Raw genomic sequence first — 13,099 nt, forward strand, 5'->3', positions numbered from 1 at the left:
GGGGATGGCCCCAAGGGGCTAAGGCTATACTCCCGGCAAAGCGGAAGGAGGGGGCATGCCCTGGGAGGAGGAACCCTTTATAGAGGCGGGCGAAAAGCTTAGGCGGCTCCTCAAAGAGGTCAAGCGGGTCATCGTGGGCCAGGACCACCTCCTGGAGCGGATGCTTTTGGCCCTCTTGGCCCGGGGCCACCTCCTCATTGAGGGGGTGCCCGGCCTGGCCAAGACCCTGGCGGTGCGGACCCTGGCGGAGACCCTGGGGGGGAGCTTCAAGCGCATCCAGTTCACCCCGGACCTGGTGCCGGCGGACCTCCTCGGCACCCGCATCTATAACCCCAAGGAGGGGGAGTTCCGCACGGAGCTCGGGCCCATCTTCGCCCACCTCCTCCTGGCGGACGAGATCAATCGGGCCCCGGCCAAGGTGCAGTCGGCCCTCCTCGAGGCCATGCAGGAACGCCAGGTGACCTTAGGCAAGGAAACCTTCCCCCTGCCCAAGCCCTTCCTCGTCCTGGCCACGCAAAACCCCATTGAGAGCGAGGGCACCTACCCCCTCCCCGAGGCCCAGCTGGACCGCTTCCTTCTCAAGGTGGTGGTGGACTACCCCGCCTTCCACGAGGAGTTGGAGATCGTCCGCCGCATGACCACGGGGGAGGAGATCCGGGTGGAAAAGGTGCTCTCCCTGGAGGAGCTTCTGGAGCTCTCCCGCCTGGCCGACCGGGTCTACGTCCACCCCAAGGTGGCGGAGCACGCCGTGGCCCTGGTCCAGGCCACCCGGAACCTGGAAGGGGCGGGGCTAAAGGAGCTCAAACCCTACGTGGCCTACGGGGCAAGCCCCCGGGCCTCCTTGGCCCTGGTCCAGGGGGCCAAGGCCTTGGCCCTGGTGCGGGGCAGGGCCCACGCCCTCCCCGAGGACGTGCGCGACCTCTACCTGGACGCCCTCCGCCACCGCCTGGTCCTCTCCTACCAGGCCCTGGCGGAGGGCATCACGGCGGAGGCGGTGCTCAAGGCCATCCTCGCCCACTTCCCCGCCCCCTTCGTACCCCTGCATGACCCTTATGGAGACGCCCGAAGCACTCCTAGCCCGCCTGGAGCTTAAGGTGGTGCGTCCTCTGGATGGCCTCCTTTTTGGGGACTACCGGGGGGTGTTCTACGGCAAGAGCCTGGAGCTTGCCGAGATCGCCCCCTACCAGCCCGGGGACGAGGCGGAGCGGATTGACTGGCCCGCCACCGCCCGCACGGGGGAGGTCCACGTGCGCCGCTTCCGGGAGGAGAAGGAGCTCACCCTTTGGCTCTTCCTGGACGGGAGCCCCTCCATGCGCTTCGGCTCCAAGCGGCGGGAGAAGTACGCCCTGGCCCTGGAACTCGCCCTGAGCATGGCCTACATCGCCCTAAGGCACGGGAACCGGGTAGGGGCGGTCCTCCCCTCTGGCCTCCTGCCCCCCAGGGGCGGAAAATCCCAGGCCCTCCTCCTGGCCCAAGAGGCGCAAAAGGGAGGCCCTGCGAGGCCTCTCGCCGAGGGGCTTGACCTCCTTGGGCGGGTGGCCCGGCGGCGGAGCCTGGTCTTCGTCCTCTCGGACTTCCTGGACCCCTTTGCCGAGGCCCTCGCCCGCCTCGCCGCCCGGCACGATGTGGTGGCGGTCCTGGTGGAAGACCCCCTGGAGCGGGCCCTGCCCGAAGGGGGGGTTTGGCGCTTCCGCGACCCGGAAAGGGGTTTGGAGGTGGAGGTGAACGCCTTTGACCCCCGGGTGCGGGAGGCCTACCGGAAGCGGGCGGAGGCCCTAAGGGCGCACCGGATCCGGGAGATCGGGAAGGTGGGGGCGGACCTCCTTTTGGCCTCCACGGAGATGGACCTCCTCCCCCTCCTCCTCGGCTTTGTGGAAAGGAGGCGCAGGTGGCCTTCAAGAGCCCAGAAACCCTTCTCCTAGGGGCCTTCCTCCTGGGGGTGGCGGGCCTCGTCCTCTTCCTCCTTTGGGCAGGGGGTAGGAGGCGGCTGGAGGCGGCCCTGGACCCCCCCTTCGCCCCCAGGCCCAAGCCCATTCCCCTCCCCTACCTCCTCGCCCCCCTCCCTCTCCTCCTGGCGGCAGGCCGGCCCGAGGCCAGCCTCCCCTGGCGGGAAAACCTCACCCAAGCCGTGGTGGTGGTGGACACCAGCCACTCCATGGCCGCCGACGACGAGGACCCAAGCCGCCTGGAAAAGGCCAAGGCCCTGGTCCGGGCCTTCCTCAAGGGCCTGGACCCCTCGGTGAAGGTGGGCCTCGTGAGCTTTGGCCCCCAGGCCGTTTTGGTCCTTGCCCCCTCCACCGACCGCCAGACCTTCCTGGAAGCCCTCTCGGGCCTGAAGCCGGGGGGTGTAAGCCCCTTGGGCCAGGGGTTGGAACAGGCCAGGCGGGTCCTCCGCCCCGAGGGCCCCGAACGGGACCTCCCGGAGGCGAGGCCCCCCGCCGCCATCCTGCTCCTTTCCGACGGGGCGGCCAACGCCGGCAAAGACCCCTTGGAAGCGGCGGCAGCCCTTGGCCGCTCCCGGCTTCCCGTTTTCGTCCGGCCCCTGGGGGACCCCCGGGGGGCGGTGAGCCGCATCGGGGAGGGGCTTTACTTCGTGCCCACGGACCCCGGCACCCTCCTCCGCCTGGCCCAGGCCACGGGGGGCGGGGTGCTCCAGGAGGACTTCCGCCCCCTTTACCAAGCGCTTAAGCCCCACTACGTCTGGAAAACCCGCCCCCAGGAGCTCACCCAGGCCCTGGTGGTGGCGGGGTTTCTGCTCCTCGGGTTTGGGGCCTACGTGGCCCTGGCCCGGGAAGGGAGGTGGCCGTGAGCCTCCTCGCCCCGGAGGCTTTAAGCCTCCTTCTCCTCCTGGCCTTCCTCCTCCTAGGGCTTTGGCGGGGAAGGCCCAAGGCCAGCCTGCCCCACCCCCTGGCAGCCCTCCTCCAGGAGGCGGCCCGGGAGGCCAAGGGGCCTCTCCCCTGGCTTCCCACGGCCCTTTTCGCCCTAGGGCTTTTCCTCCTCGCCCTCGCCGCAAGCCGCCCCCTCTTGCCCCTCATAGGGCGGACGAGCGAGAACGTGGTGGTCCTGGTGGTGGACGTGAGCCGGAGCATGATGGCCACGGACCTGAAGCCGAACCGCCTCGAGGCCGCCAAGGAAGCGGCCCGCACCTTCCTCAATGAGGCCCCCAGGGGGCTCCGCATCGGCCTCGTGGCCTTTAGCGGCTACGCCCAGACCGTCCACCCCCCCACCCCGGACCGCAAGCGGCTATGGGACAGCCTGAATAGCCTGGAGTTCGGCCGCTCCACCGCCATCGGGGAAGGGATCATGGAGGCCCTAGCCCAGATCCGCCAGGCCGGGGGCAAAGGGGAGATCCTCCTCCTCACCGACGGGCGGAACCGCACGGGCATAGACCCCCTGGAGGCAGCCGCGGAAGCGGCCAGGATGGGCGTGAAGGTCCACGCCGTGGGCGTGGGGGTGCCGGGCTGGACCCCAGGGCCCGAGGACCCGGTCATGGGCTTCGGCTTCTTCCCTGGGGCCTACGAGGTGGACGAGGAGCTCCTTTGGGCCATCGCCGAGATGACGGGTGGGGAGCACCATCTCATCCGCTCGGAAGGGGAGCTTGCCTCCCTTTACCGCCGCCTCGCCCAAGGGGTGCGCCTGGAGGTGGCCAAGGAGGAGGCCACGGGCCTCTTCGCCCTCCTGGGCGGGGTCTTCGCCCTTCTGGGGGTGGGGCTAAGGCGCTACCTCTCCCCCGCTTAGGAGCCGCCAAAGGGGTTGGGCACGGGCTCCACCGGGAAGAGCTCCTGGGGCTCGCCGCCCGGGACGGGAAGCATGCGGAAAAACTGCCCGTTTAGGAAGAGGTAGACCTGGGGCTCGCAGGCCTCCTCCCCTTGGGCAGGCGGCAAGGCGAACTGCACGGGCGCCTCTCCAGGACGGGCCAGGAAGGCCACCCCCGCCCCCAGAAGCCCTCCCAGGGCCAAACCCCAAAGGAAGGGTTTCATAGCCCAAGCCTAGCAGCCCCGGCCTCGGAGGAAAAGGCGGGGGCTCCCTTTCCTTGGGGGCCAGGCCACCTTTTTTTCCAAAATCCCCCTTTAGGCTAAGGGTATGCGCTCCCTGGCCTTCCTCCTCCTTCTAGGCTTCCTCCGGGCGCAAGCCCTCGCCCCCGGGGATAAGGCCCCCCTCCTAGAAGCCCAGGACAGCTACGGCCGCCCCGTGGACCTCCGGGGAAGCCACGTGGTCCTCTGGTTCTACCCCAAGGCCAAAAGCCCCGAATGCACCGCCCAGGCCAAGCGCTATAGCGAGCTCTACGAGGAGTTCCGAAGCCTGGGCGTGCGGGTCTACGGCGTAAGCCACGATCCCGCCGGCGAGCAGTGCGATTTTATAGATAAACTTTCCCTAAAAGGCGGCATGCTCCCCGACCCCCAAGGCCGGCTCGCCCGGGCTTACGGGGTGCGGAGCCTTTTCGGCTTCTACAGCCGGGATACCTTCCTCCTGAACCCCGAAGGACGTGTGCAAAAGATCTGGTGGGGGGTGAACCCCTTTAAGGATGCGGACACCGTCTTGGCCTACCTGCGGGAGCGCCTGCGTTAAAGGCCATCTCATCCGCAAGCCCCAAGGCCCTGCGTAAGATGTAGGGCGTGTACGCCATCCGCCAGGGCTTAAGGCAGATCCTCCGCCACCCCACGGCCAGCCTCGCCACCTTCTTCACCGCTTTGGTTTCCTTCGCCCTCCTCTACTTTCTCGGGCTTCTCCTTTGGAACCTGGAGCGGGTGGTGGAAACCCTGGAAAGGGATTTGGAGGTGGCGGCCTTCCTCAAGCCCGAGGCCAACCTGGAGGCCATCCTCACCGAGATCCAGGCCTGGCCCGAGGTGGGGGAGGTGCGCCTCCAGACCAAGGAGGAGGCCCTGGCCCAGCTGGTCCTGGACTACCCCTACCTGGCGGAGGCCAAGGACCTGGTGGAAAACCCCCTCCCCGACACCCTGCGCCTGCGGCTCAAGGACCCCGAAGAGGTGCGCAAGGTGGCGGAGCGCCTGAAGAACCTCCCCGGCGTGGAGGAGGTGGAGTACGGGGGCGAGCTCACGGAGCGCCTGGTGCAGGTGCTTTCGGGAAGCCGCCTCGCCATGGGGGTTTTGGTGGGGCTTCTCCTCCTCAACACCTTCTTCAGCGTCATGGGGGCGATCCGGCTTTCGGTGGAAAGCCGCAAGGAGGCCCTTTCCATCATGCTCCTGGTGGGGGCCACCCGGCGGTTTATCCAGGGGCCTTTCGTGGTGGAGGGGCTTCTCCTCACCCTGGGGGCGGGGGCCTTGGCCCTGGTCCTGGGCGGGCTCCTCTACCGGGGCCTGGCCCAGGCGGTCCAGGGGCTTCTTCCCTTCGTGCCGGTCCTAGGCCCGGGGGACCTCCTGCGCACGGGGCTTGGGGTTTTGCTCCTGGCCGGGGTCCTGGGGGCGGGCGGGGCCTACATGGCGAGCCGGGCTTACCTGAAGGAGGTCTAGGGTGCGGCTTTGGCCCCTTCTCCTCTTGGCCCTCTCCCTCCTGGGCCTAGCCCAGGACCTCAAGGCCCAGGAGGAGGCGGTGCGCCGCCTCGAGGCCCAAACCGCCCGGGCCAGGGCCCTGGAAGAGGAAGCGGCAAGGCGCATCCAGACCCTCAACCGGGAGCTTAGCCGCCTCTCCCAACGGGTGAAGGGCCTCCTTGAGGAAAAGGCCCGCCTGGAAGGGGAAATCGCCCGCCTGGAGGGCGAGCGCGCCCGGCTACGCCAGGAGATCGGCAGGCTCAAGGAGGCGGTGCGGGAAACCGAAGGGCGCATCGCCAAGCTGGGGAAGGACCTGGAAAACCTCAAGGCCAGGCTCCAAGCCCTCATGGGAAGCCTTCACCGGGAAAAGGCTGGGCGCTACCTGCCCCTCCTCAGGGCCCAGTCCTTCGCCGACTTGGCGGTGAGGGCCCGCTGGGTGGGCTACCTCTCCCGGCAGGACGCCGCCTTGGTGCGCACGTTCCAGGCCACCTTGAAGGCCCTACGGGAGGAAAGGGAGCGGCTAAGCCTCCTCCTCGCCGACCTTTCCCAGAAGGAGAGGTCCCTGGCGCAAACCCAAGCCACCCTGGAGCGGGAAAGGCGGGGCCTCGAGGCCACCCTAGCCGCCCTCCAAAGGGAAGAGGAGGGGAAAAGGGCCCTCCTGCGGGACACCCTCCAGGAAAGGCAGCGCCTCCAGGCGGAGCTCGCCGCCCTCCAGGCCCGGGTCCTAGCGGAAAGGACGCGGCTTTTGGAACTAAGGCGGCAAGAAGAGGAGAGGAGGCGGCAAGAGGAGGCGCGAAGGAGGGAGGAGGCTGCCCGCCGCCAGGCCGCCCTGCGCCCCCAGGCGGTGGTGCCACCCCCACCCCTCCCCGCCCAGGTGGGCCGCCTGGCCTTCCCCGTGCCCGGAGGGCGGGTCCTGGTGCCCTACGGCCGGGAGGGCCCCTTCCAGGTCATCCAGGGGCCCGCCCCGGGAAGCCCGGTCCAGGCCGCCGCCGAGGGGTACGTGGCGGGCATCCTCTACCTCCCCAACCTGGGCTACACGGTAATGCTGGTGCACACGGAAACCCTCTCCACCGTCTACACCAACCTGCAAGAACCCCTGGTCCAGGAGGGGCAGAAGGTGGAACGGGGCCAGCTCCTCGGGTACACGGGGGGCGGCCTCCTCATCCGCCCCGAGGAGCTGGAGTTCCGCGTGGCGGTGCGGGTGGGAAGCGAGACCCGCTTCGTGGACCCCGCCGCCTATTACTAGCCTCGCCCCGGGGCTTCCCAGGGCGGGGCGGGTGGGCTTTCAGGCGGGCTCAATGAGCCCGTAGTTCCCGTCCTTGCGGCGGTAGATGACGTTGATCTCCTCGGTTTCGGCGTTGCGGAAGACGAAGAAGTCGTGCCCCAAGGCCTCCATCTGGAAGGCGGCCTCCTCGGGGGACATGGGCTTCATCTCAAAGCGCTTCACCCGCACGATCCTGGGGCCTTCCTCCTCCTCGGGCTTGCGCAGGGCCTCGAGGTCCCGCACCTCGGGAGGAGGAGGGCCCTGGTAGGAGTGGCGCTTACCGATGAAGCGCCGCTCCCTGAAGCGCTTGAGCTGGGTTTCCAAACGGTCCACCATCCGGTCAATGGCGGCGTAGAGGTCCGGGTCCTCCTCCTCCACCCGCACCAGCCCCCCGGGGAGGTCCACCTGCACCTCGGCCTTGGCCTTCCTTTCCACATGGGGGCTCGCCGCCAAGGAGAGGACCACCTTGGCCATGAGCTCCCCGTTCTGGTAGCGGTCCAGGCGGGAGAGCTTCCTTTCCACATACTCCCGGATGGCGTCGGTGATCTCCAGGTTGCGGCCGATGAGCTTGTAGACGTTCATGTGCCCTCCTTTCCGCCCCGGTCAGGGCTTTCCCTTACCCTTATGCTACCACCTTCCCCGGGACGCTCGTCCCGCACCACCTGGCCCGCCTTGAGGACCACCACCCGGGCGGGATAGGCCTCCAGAAGCTCGCGGCTATGGGTGGCCACCACCACCGTGGCCCCGCGGCTGTGGGCGGCCTTGAGGATGTCCAGGACCTGGAGGGCGTTTTCCAGGTCCAGGTTGCCTGTGGGCTCGTCCGCCAGGATCACGGGGGGATCCAGGAGGAGGGCGCGGGCGATGGCCACCCGCTGGGCCTCCCCCACGGAAAGCTCCTCGGGAAAGGCCCGCTTCTTGTGGGCAAGCCCTACCCGGCGAAGGGCGGTGGCGATGCGCTCAGGCCATTCCTTGCGGGGCACGCCCTGCACCTCCAGGACGAAGGCCAGGTTCTCCTCCACGGTTAGGTCGGAAAGGAGGCGGTGGTCCTGGAAGACCATGCCGATGCGCCGGCGGTGGAGGGCCACCTGGTCGCCCCGGAGGCTTTTCAGGTTCTGGCCGGCGAAGTAGACCGCTCCCTGGGTGGGAAGGAGCCGCCGCAAGATGAGGGAGAGGAGGGTGGACTTCCCCGCCCCCGAGTGCCCCACCACGTAGACGAACTCCCCTTTCTTCACCTCGAGGTTCACGTTGTAAAGCGCCTTGGTCCCCGTGCGGGGGTACTCCAGACCCACCCGGTGGAAGGCGATCATGCCCCCACTATACGGGAGGCGGGCCACGGTTGCTTCTCATGGAAGGGCGCTATAGTGGAGGCTAGGTGAGGGAGAAGATGAAAAAACGCGCGTGGTTCATCGCCGGGATCGGGGTGCTCCTCGCCCTGGTCTACGCCCAGCTTCCCAGGCCCCAGGCGGAAAGCCTCCTGCAAAACCCCAACGGCCAGGCCCTCCTGGAGGTTTACCAGCGGATTCAGCAGGACTACCTGGAAACCCTGCCCAAGGAGAGGCTCAACGCCCTCCTGGAAGGGGCCATCGGCGGCATGGTGGCCGCCCTAAAGGACCCCTTCACCAGCTACTCCCCGCCCCAGCGGGCAAGCCTGCGCCAGGAGGACCTTAGGGGCGAGTTCTACGGCATCGGGGCCACCCTAAGCCCCGCCAACCCCGACGGCACCGGGGCGAGGATTGAGGGGGTCATGAAGGGCCTTCCCGCCCAGCGGGCGGGGATGCGGGCGGGGGATGTGATCCTCGAGGTGGACGGGGAGGACGTGACCGGCCTGCCCTTGCAGGAGGTGGTGGCCCGCATCCGCGGCCGGGAGGGGACCAAGGTCACCATCAAGGTGCGCCGGGAAGGGGTGCCGGCCCCCTTGGTCTTTGAGCTCATCCGGGAGAAGGTGGAGATTATCTCGGTTTCCACCGGCAAAATCGGCGACGTGGGCTACATCGCCCTGGAAACCTTCGCCAACTTCAAGGTGGAGGACCAGCTCAAGAAGGCCGTTGAGGACCTGAAGGCCCAGGGGGTCAAGAAGCTCATCTTTGACCTAAGGGACAATGGGGGTGGCCTCCTGGACCAGGGGTGCGCCGTGGCGAGCGCCTTCCTGAAAGAGGGCCCCATCGTCTACACCCGCACCAAGAACCTCACCCGGGTTTGGTGCGAGGCCTCGGGAAGGCCCCTTTGGGATGGCCCCATGGTGGTCTTGGTGAACGGCAACTCCGCCAGCGCCAGCGAGATCGTGGCCGGGGCCCTCCAGGACTACGGGCGGGCCAAGGTCATCGGGGAGAAGACCTTCGGCAAGGGCGTGGGCCAGACCCCCTACACCCTGGCCAACGGCGGGGAGCTCACCCTGGTCACCTTTGAGTGGCTCACCCCCAAGCGCCGCGCCATCAACCAGGAGGGCCTAAAGCCCGACGTTGAGGTCAAGGACACCCGCTTCCCCACCCCCTTCTCCTTCCAAGGGGCCGGGGCCCCGCCGGGGGCGGAAGTGAGCGTCACCCTCAACGGGAAGACCGTGAAGGTGAAGGCGGACGCCGAGGGCAAGTTCACCTACGCCGAACCCCAGCGCCAGCGGCCTCTCCCCGAGGAGCGGGGCCAGGCGGTCTTGGACCCCGAAAACGACGCCATCCTCAAGCGGGCCCTGGAGGAGTTGAACCGGTAGCCCCTACGATTTGGGGCCGGGGCTAAAGCCCCGGCCCCCCTTCTACTTCACCACCGCCCCCGGGGGGATATCCCCCTCCACCGTGACCAAGGCGAGCTTCTCCCCCTCCTGGGCCGCCAGGATCATGCCCTGGCTTTCTATGCCCCGGAGCTTGGCGGGCTTGAGGTTCGCCACCAGCACCACCTTCTTGCCCACAAGCTCCTCGGGCCGGTACCACTGGGCGATGCCCGAAACCACGGTGCGCTCCTCCTTCCCCAGCGAAAGGCGGAGGACCAGGAGCTTGTCGGCGTTCGGGTGCTTCTCCGCCGCCACCACCTCCGCCACCCGGAGTTCCACCTTGGCGAAGTCCTCTATGGTGATCCTTTCCACGCTTTCCTCCTTCTTTGGGGGTCTGGCCTCTTTGGGGAAAAGGACCGGGGCCTCCTCGGGGAGGGGGAGGGGCGCTGCCAGGCCCCACGCCTCCGCCTCCTCGAGGCTCCCAGGCTCCTTAAGCCCCAGGGCCCGCCTAAGCTCCGCCATCTTCCCGGGCATGGCCGGGGTGAGGAGGATGGAGGCGATCCTTAGGCCCTCCACCACCCGGTAGAGCACCGCCTGGGCCGCCTCCTTGTCCGCCTTGTAGAGTTCCCAGGGCTTCTTCTCGTTGATGTAGCGGTTCAAGGCCTTCACGTAGGCCATGGCCTCCTCCAGGGCCACGTGGAACTTGAGCTCCCGCACAAGGCCCCGAAGCCTCCCGGCAAGCTCCGTACCGTAGGCGAGCTCCTCCCCCGCCACGGGCCTCGGGATGCGCCCTTCGGCGAAGCGGAAGAGCATGGCCCGGGTACGCTGGACCAGGTTGCCCAGGTCGTCCGCCAGATCCGCCTCGTACCGGACCCTTAAGGCTTCCTCGCTCACCGGGGTGTCCTGGCCGTAGGGGATCTCCCGCAGGAGGTAGTAGCGCAGGGCGTCCTTGCCGTAGCGCTCCGCCAGGGAGAAGGGGTCCACCACGTTCCCCAGGGTCTTGCTCATCTTGCGGCCGTCGGGCCCCAGCAAAAACCCCCCCACGTTCAGGTGGCGGTACATGGGGATACCCGCCGCCTTGAGCATGGTGGGCCAGAAGACGGCGTGGGGCTTCAGGATGTCCTTGCCGATGAGGTGCCAGGCGTGGGGCCAGAAGGTCTGGAAGCGCTCCCCATCGGGGTAGCCCAGGGCGGACACGTAGTTCAGGAGGGCGTCAAACCACACGTAGGTCACGTGGTCCTCGTCCCAGGGCAGGGGGATGCCCCAGGGGACCCGGGCCTTGGGCCGGGAGATGGAAAGGTCCCCGATGGGCTCGGAGAGCATGGACAAGACCTCGTTCCGGTAGCCCTCGGGACGGATGAGGTCGGGGTGGTCCTGGAGGTAGCCGATAAGCCACTCCCGGTACTTCTCCATGCGGAAGAAGTAGTTCCCCTCCTTCCTCCGCTCCACGGGGCGGCCGTGGATGGGGCAAAGCCCCTCCACGAGCTCCTTCTCCGTGTAAAACCGCTCGCAGGAAACGCAGTAAAGCCCCTCGTACTCCCCGTAGTAGATGTCCCCGGCCTCGTAGACCTTCTGCAGAACCTGCTGCACCACCCGCTTGTGCCGCTCCTCCGTGGTGCGGATGAAGTCATCGTAGGCGATGCCGAGAAGCTCCCAGGCCCTGCGGAAGCGCTCGGAAACCCGGTCCACGAAGGCCTTGGGGTCCTCCCCCGCCCGCTCCGCCGCCCGGAAGACGGTCTCCCCGTGCTCGTCCGTGCCGGTGAGGAAAAAGGTCCGGTAGCCGTCCAGGCGGTGCCAGCGGGCCAGGAAGTCCGCCACCACCGTGGTGTAGGCGTGGCCCAGGTGGGGCTCGGCGTTCACGTAGTAGATGGGGGTGGTGATGTAAAAGACCTTCTCCATGCGCCCTCCTCCAAGAAAAAACCGGGGCATGCGCCCCGGGCGGGATGGCCTCCCGCCCTAGCGCCGGGGCATGCCCTTCATGGGAAGGAGTTTACACCCTAGGGCAGAAGCTCTTCCACCCCCAAAGGCCCCGCCACCAGGGCGCGGGTGGCGAGGCCCAGGAAAAGCCCGGTTTCCACCACCCCGGGGATCTCCAAAAGCGCCCGGTGGAGGCCCAAGGGGTCCCCGATGGGCCCAAAGCGGCAGTCGGCGATGAGGTGGCCCCCATCGGTGAAGTAGAACTCGTCCCCGTCCATGCGGACTTCAGGCTCCCCTCCAAGCTCGGCGATGGCCCTTAGCGTAGCCCGGTAGCCGAAGGGGACGATCTCCACGGGGACGGGCCCCCGGCCCAGGACGGGCACCTTCTTGGTGTGGTCGGCGATGACGATGAACTCCTTGGCCGTGCGCTCCACAATCTTCTCCCGGAGAAGCGCCCCCCCCATGCCCTTGATGAGGAGGAGGCCCGGGGCGATCTCGTCCGCCCCGTCAATGGCCAGGTCCACCCCTTCGGGGGGAAGGTCCACCAGGGGGATTCCTTCCCTGCGGGCGAGCTCCTCCGTGGCCCGGGAGGTGGGCACCCCCACCACCCCCTTAAGCTCCCCTTCCCTCAGGCGGCGGGCGAGCTCCAAAACGGCGTAGCGGGCGGTGGAGCCGGTGCCCAGGCCCACCACCATCCCGTCCTGCACGTAGGCCACGGCGGCGTGGGCCGCCTCCTTCTTGTAGCTTTCCAGGGGGCGTTCCATCAGCTTCCCCTTAGGGCCTTCAGGGCCTCCGCCACCTCGAGGGCGTGCCCCTCGGGGGAAACCTTGCGCCACACCTTGGCGACCCTCCCCTCGGGGTCAATGAGGAAGGTCTGGCGCAAGACCCCTTCCACCTCCTTGCCGTAGAGGTTCTTCTTCCCCCAGGCCCCGTAAAGGGCAATAGCCTGGCGCTCGGGGTCGGCGAGGAGGGGAAAGTTGAGGCCGTACTTCTCGGCGAAGCGCTTGTGGCTTTCCACGTCGTCGGCGGAGACCCCGAGGACCACCGCCCCCAGGGCCTGCAGGCTTCCCATGTGGTCGCGGAAGCCGCAGGCCTCCTTGGTGCACCCCGGGGTGTCGTCCTTGGGGTAGAAGTAGAGGACCACCCACTGGCCGCGGTAATCGGAAAGGCGGTGGATGCGGCCCTCCTGGTCGGGAAGGGCGAAATCGGGGGCTAGGGTGCCTTCCATGGCGGGCATTATAGCTTGTAGCCGAAGCGGCGGAGGAGGTCCTTGCGCCAGGCCACCTCGGCCTCGTCCTCCACCCCGAGGGGCTTAAACCCGTCCATCACCCCCAGGATGGCCCGCTGCTCCCCTTCCTCCGCCACCACCACCTTGAGGGGGTTGGCGGTGGCGGCGAAGATGCGCACCACCTCGGGGCAGGCCTTCACCGCATGGAGGACGTTGATGGGGAAAAACCCCTCCCCCAGGACGATGAGGAAGGTGTGCCCCGCCGCCAGGTTCAGGAGGTTTTTCACCGCCAGCTCCACCAAGCCCTCGTTCGTGCCCGAACGGCGGATGAGGCGCTTGCCGCTCGCCTCGGAGAAGGCGAGGCCGAACTGGATGCCGGGCACGGCGGTCACCAAGGCCTCGTGCAGGTCCTCCACGGTCTTGATGAAGTGGGCCTGGCCCAGGATCACGTTCAGGTTGTCCGGCTTTTCAATGGGGATGAGCTTGAGCTCCATGGGGCC

General features: G+C 68.0%; 15 protein-coding genes. 8 read left to right on the forward strand and 7 right to left on the reverse strand.

The features are described from left to right. The first annotated feature begins 55 nt into the window (after window positions 1-55). From A0O31_RS02150 to A0O31_RS02165, 4 genes are read left to right on the forward strand one after another with little or no spacing between them, the layout of a single operon-like run. On the forward strand, window positions 56-1,093 hold the full coding sequence (locus A0O31_RS02150) for an AAA family ATPase (protein ID WP_071676480.1): 1,038 nt from the start codon (window positions 56-58) through the stop codon (window positions 1,091-1,093). Further along, window positions 1,053-1,922: a DUF58 domain-containing protein gene (locus A0O31_RS02155; RefSeq protein ID WP_071676481.1), complete on the forward strand. Its 870-nt coding sequence runs from the start codon at window positions 1,053-1,055 to the stop codon at window positions 1,920-1,922. Before A0O31_RS02150 ends, A0O31_RS02155 begins: the two co-directional genes overlap by 41 nt. Beyond that, a complete protein-coding gene (locus tag A0O31_RS02160; RefSeq protein ID WP_071676482.1) occupies window positions 1,889-2,809 on the forward strand; it encodes a vWA domain-containing protein in 921 nt (306 codons plus the stop codon). The genes A0O31_RS02155 and A0O31_RS02160 overlap by 34 nt, the downstream gene beginning before the upstream one ends. After that, window positions 2,806-3,738, forward strand: coding sequence for a vWA domain-containing protein (locus A0O31_RS02165; RefSeq protein WP_071677897.1), 933 nt, complete (start codon window positions 2,806-2,808; stop codon window positions 3,736-3,738). The genes A0O31_RS02160 and A0O31_RS02165 overlap by 4 nt, the downstream gene beginning before the upstream one ends. On the opposite strand, the gene A0O31_RS02170 is transcribed toward A0O31_RS02165, so the two are convergent. Beyond that, window positions 3,735-3,980, reverse strand: coding sequence for a hypothetical protein (locus tag A0O31_RS02170; RefSeq protein ID WP_071676483.1), 246 nt, complete (start codon window positions 3,978-3,980; stop codon window positions 3,735-3,737). The genes A0O31_RS02165 and A0O31_RS02170 overlap by 4 nt on opposite strands. A gap of 103 nt (window positions 3,981-4,083) precedes the next feature. Here A0O31_RS02170 and A0O31_RS02175 point away from each other — a divergent pair, with 103 nt between their 5' ends. The 3 genes from A0O31_RS02175 to A0O31_RS02185 are packed head-to-tail and all read left to right on the forward strand — an operon-like array spanning window position 4,084 to window position 6,735. Then, window positions 4,084-4,569 (forward strand): peroxiredoxin, encoded by a 486-nt coding sequence (locus A0O31_RS02175; RefSeq protein ID WP_071676484.1) that lies wholly within the window; start codon window positions 4,084-4,086, stop codon window positions 4,567-4,569. A gap of 47 nt (window positions 4,570-4,616) precedes the next feature. Continuing rightward, window positions 4,617-5,471: a cell division protein FtsX gene (locus A0O31_RS02180; protein WP_071676485.1), complete on the forward strand. Its 855-nt coding sequence runs from the start codon at window positions 4,617-4,619 to the stop codon at window positions 5,469-5,471. Between the two features lies 1 nt (window position 5,472). Further along, complete coding sequence (locus A0O31_RS02185; RefSeq protein ID WP_071676486.1) at window positions 5,473-6,735, forward strand: murein hydrolase activator EnvC family protein; 1,263 nt, start codon at window positions 5,473-5,475, stop codon at window positions 6,733-6,735. Window positions 6,736-6,774: 39 nt separating this feature from the next. On the opposite strand, the gene hpf is transcribed toward A0O31_RS02185, so the two are convergent. Then, the gene (gene hpf / locus A0O31_RS02190; RefSeq protein ID WP_071676487.1) at window positions 6,775-7,335 is read right to left on the reverse strand and encodes a ribosome hibernation-promoting factor, HPF/YfiA family; all 561 of its coding nucleotides are present in this window, start codon (window positions 7,333-7,335) and stop codon (window positions 6,775-6,777) included. Next, entirely contained in the window at window positions 7,332-8,060 is a 729-nt protein-coding gene (ftsE, locus tag A0O31_RS02195; RefSeq protein ID WP_071676488.1) for a cell division ATP-binding protein FtsE, read from the reverse strand. Before ftsE ends, hpf begins: the two co-directional genes overlap by 4 nt. Window positions 8,061-8,137: 77 nt before the next feature. Between ftsE and A0O31_RS02200 the strand changes: the two genes are divergently transcribed. Beyond that, window positions 8,138-9,457 carry a S41 family peptidase gene (locus A0O31_RS02200; RefSeq protein WP_071677898.1) on the forward strand — a complete coding sequence of 440 codons (1,320 nt, stop codon included), beginning with the start codon at window positions 8,138-8,140 and terminating at the stop codon, window positions 9,455-9,457. A gap of 42 nt (window positions 9,458-9,499) precedes the next feature. Here the strand turns inward: A0O31_RS02200 and metG are convergent, their stop codons facing one another. From metG to A0O31_RS02220, 4 genes are all read right to left on the reverse strand, one after another. Beyond that, a complete protein-coding gene (gene metG / locus A0O31_RS02205; RefSeq protein ID WP_071677899.1) occupies window positions 9,500-11,353 on the reverse strand; it encodes a methionine--tRNA ligase in 1,854 nt (617 codons plus the stop codon). A 98-nt stretch (window positions 11,354-11,451) separates the two neighbouring features. Continuing rightward, entirely contained in the window at window positions 11,452-12,135 is a 684-nt protein-coding gene (gene rpiA, locus A0O31_RS02210) for a ribose-5-phosphate isomerase RpiA (protein ID WP_071676489.1), read from the reverse strand. After that, on the reverse strand, window positions 12,135-12,608 hold the full coding sequence (gene bcp, locus A0O31_RS02215) for a thioredoxin-dependent thiol peroxidase (RefSeq protein ID WP_084720298.1): 474 nt from the start codon (window positions 12,606-12,608) through the stop codon (window positions 12,135-12,137). Before bcp ends, rpiA begins: the two co-directional genes overlap by 1 nt. Then, window positions 12,608-13,093, reverse strand: coding sequence for an adenosine diphosphatase (locus A0O31_RS02220; RefSeq protein WP_071676491.1), 486 nt, complete (start codon window positions 13,091-13,093; stop codon window positions 12,608-12,610). Before A0O31_RS02220 ends, bcp begins: the two co-directional genes overlap by 1 nt. Between the last annotated feature and the right edge of the window lie 6 nt (window positions 13,094-13,099).

This window comes from Thermus brockianus (assembly GCF_001880325.1).
GTDB lineage: Bacteria > Deinococcota > Deinococci > Deinococcales > Thermaceae > Thermus > Thermus brockianus.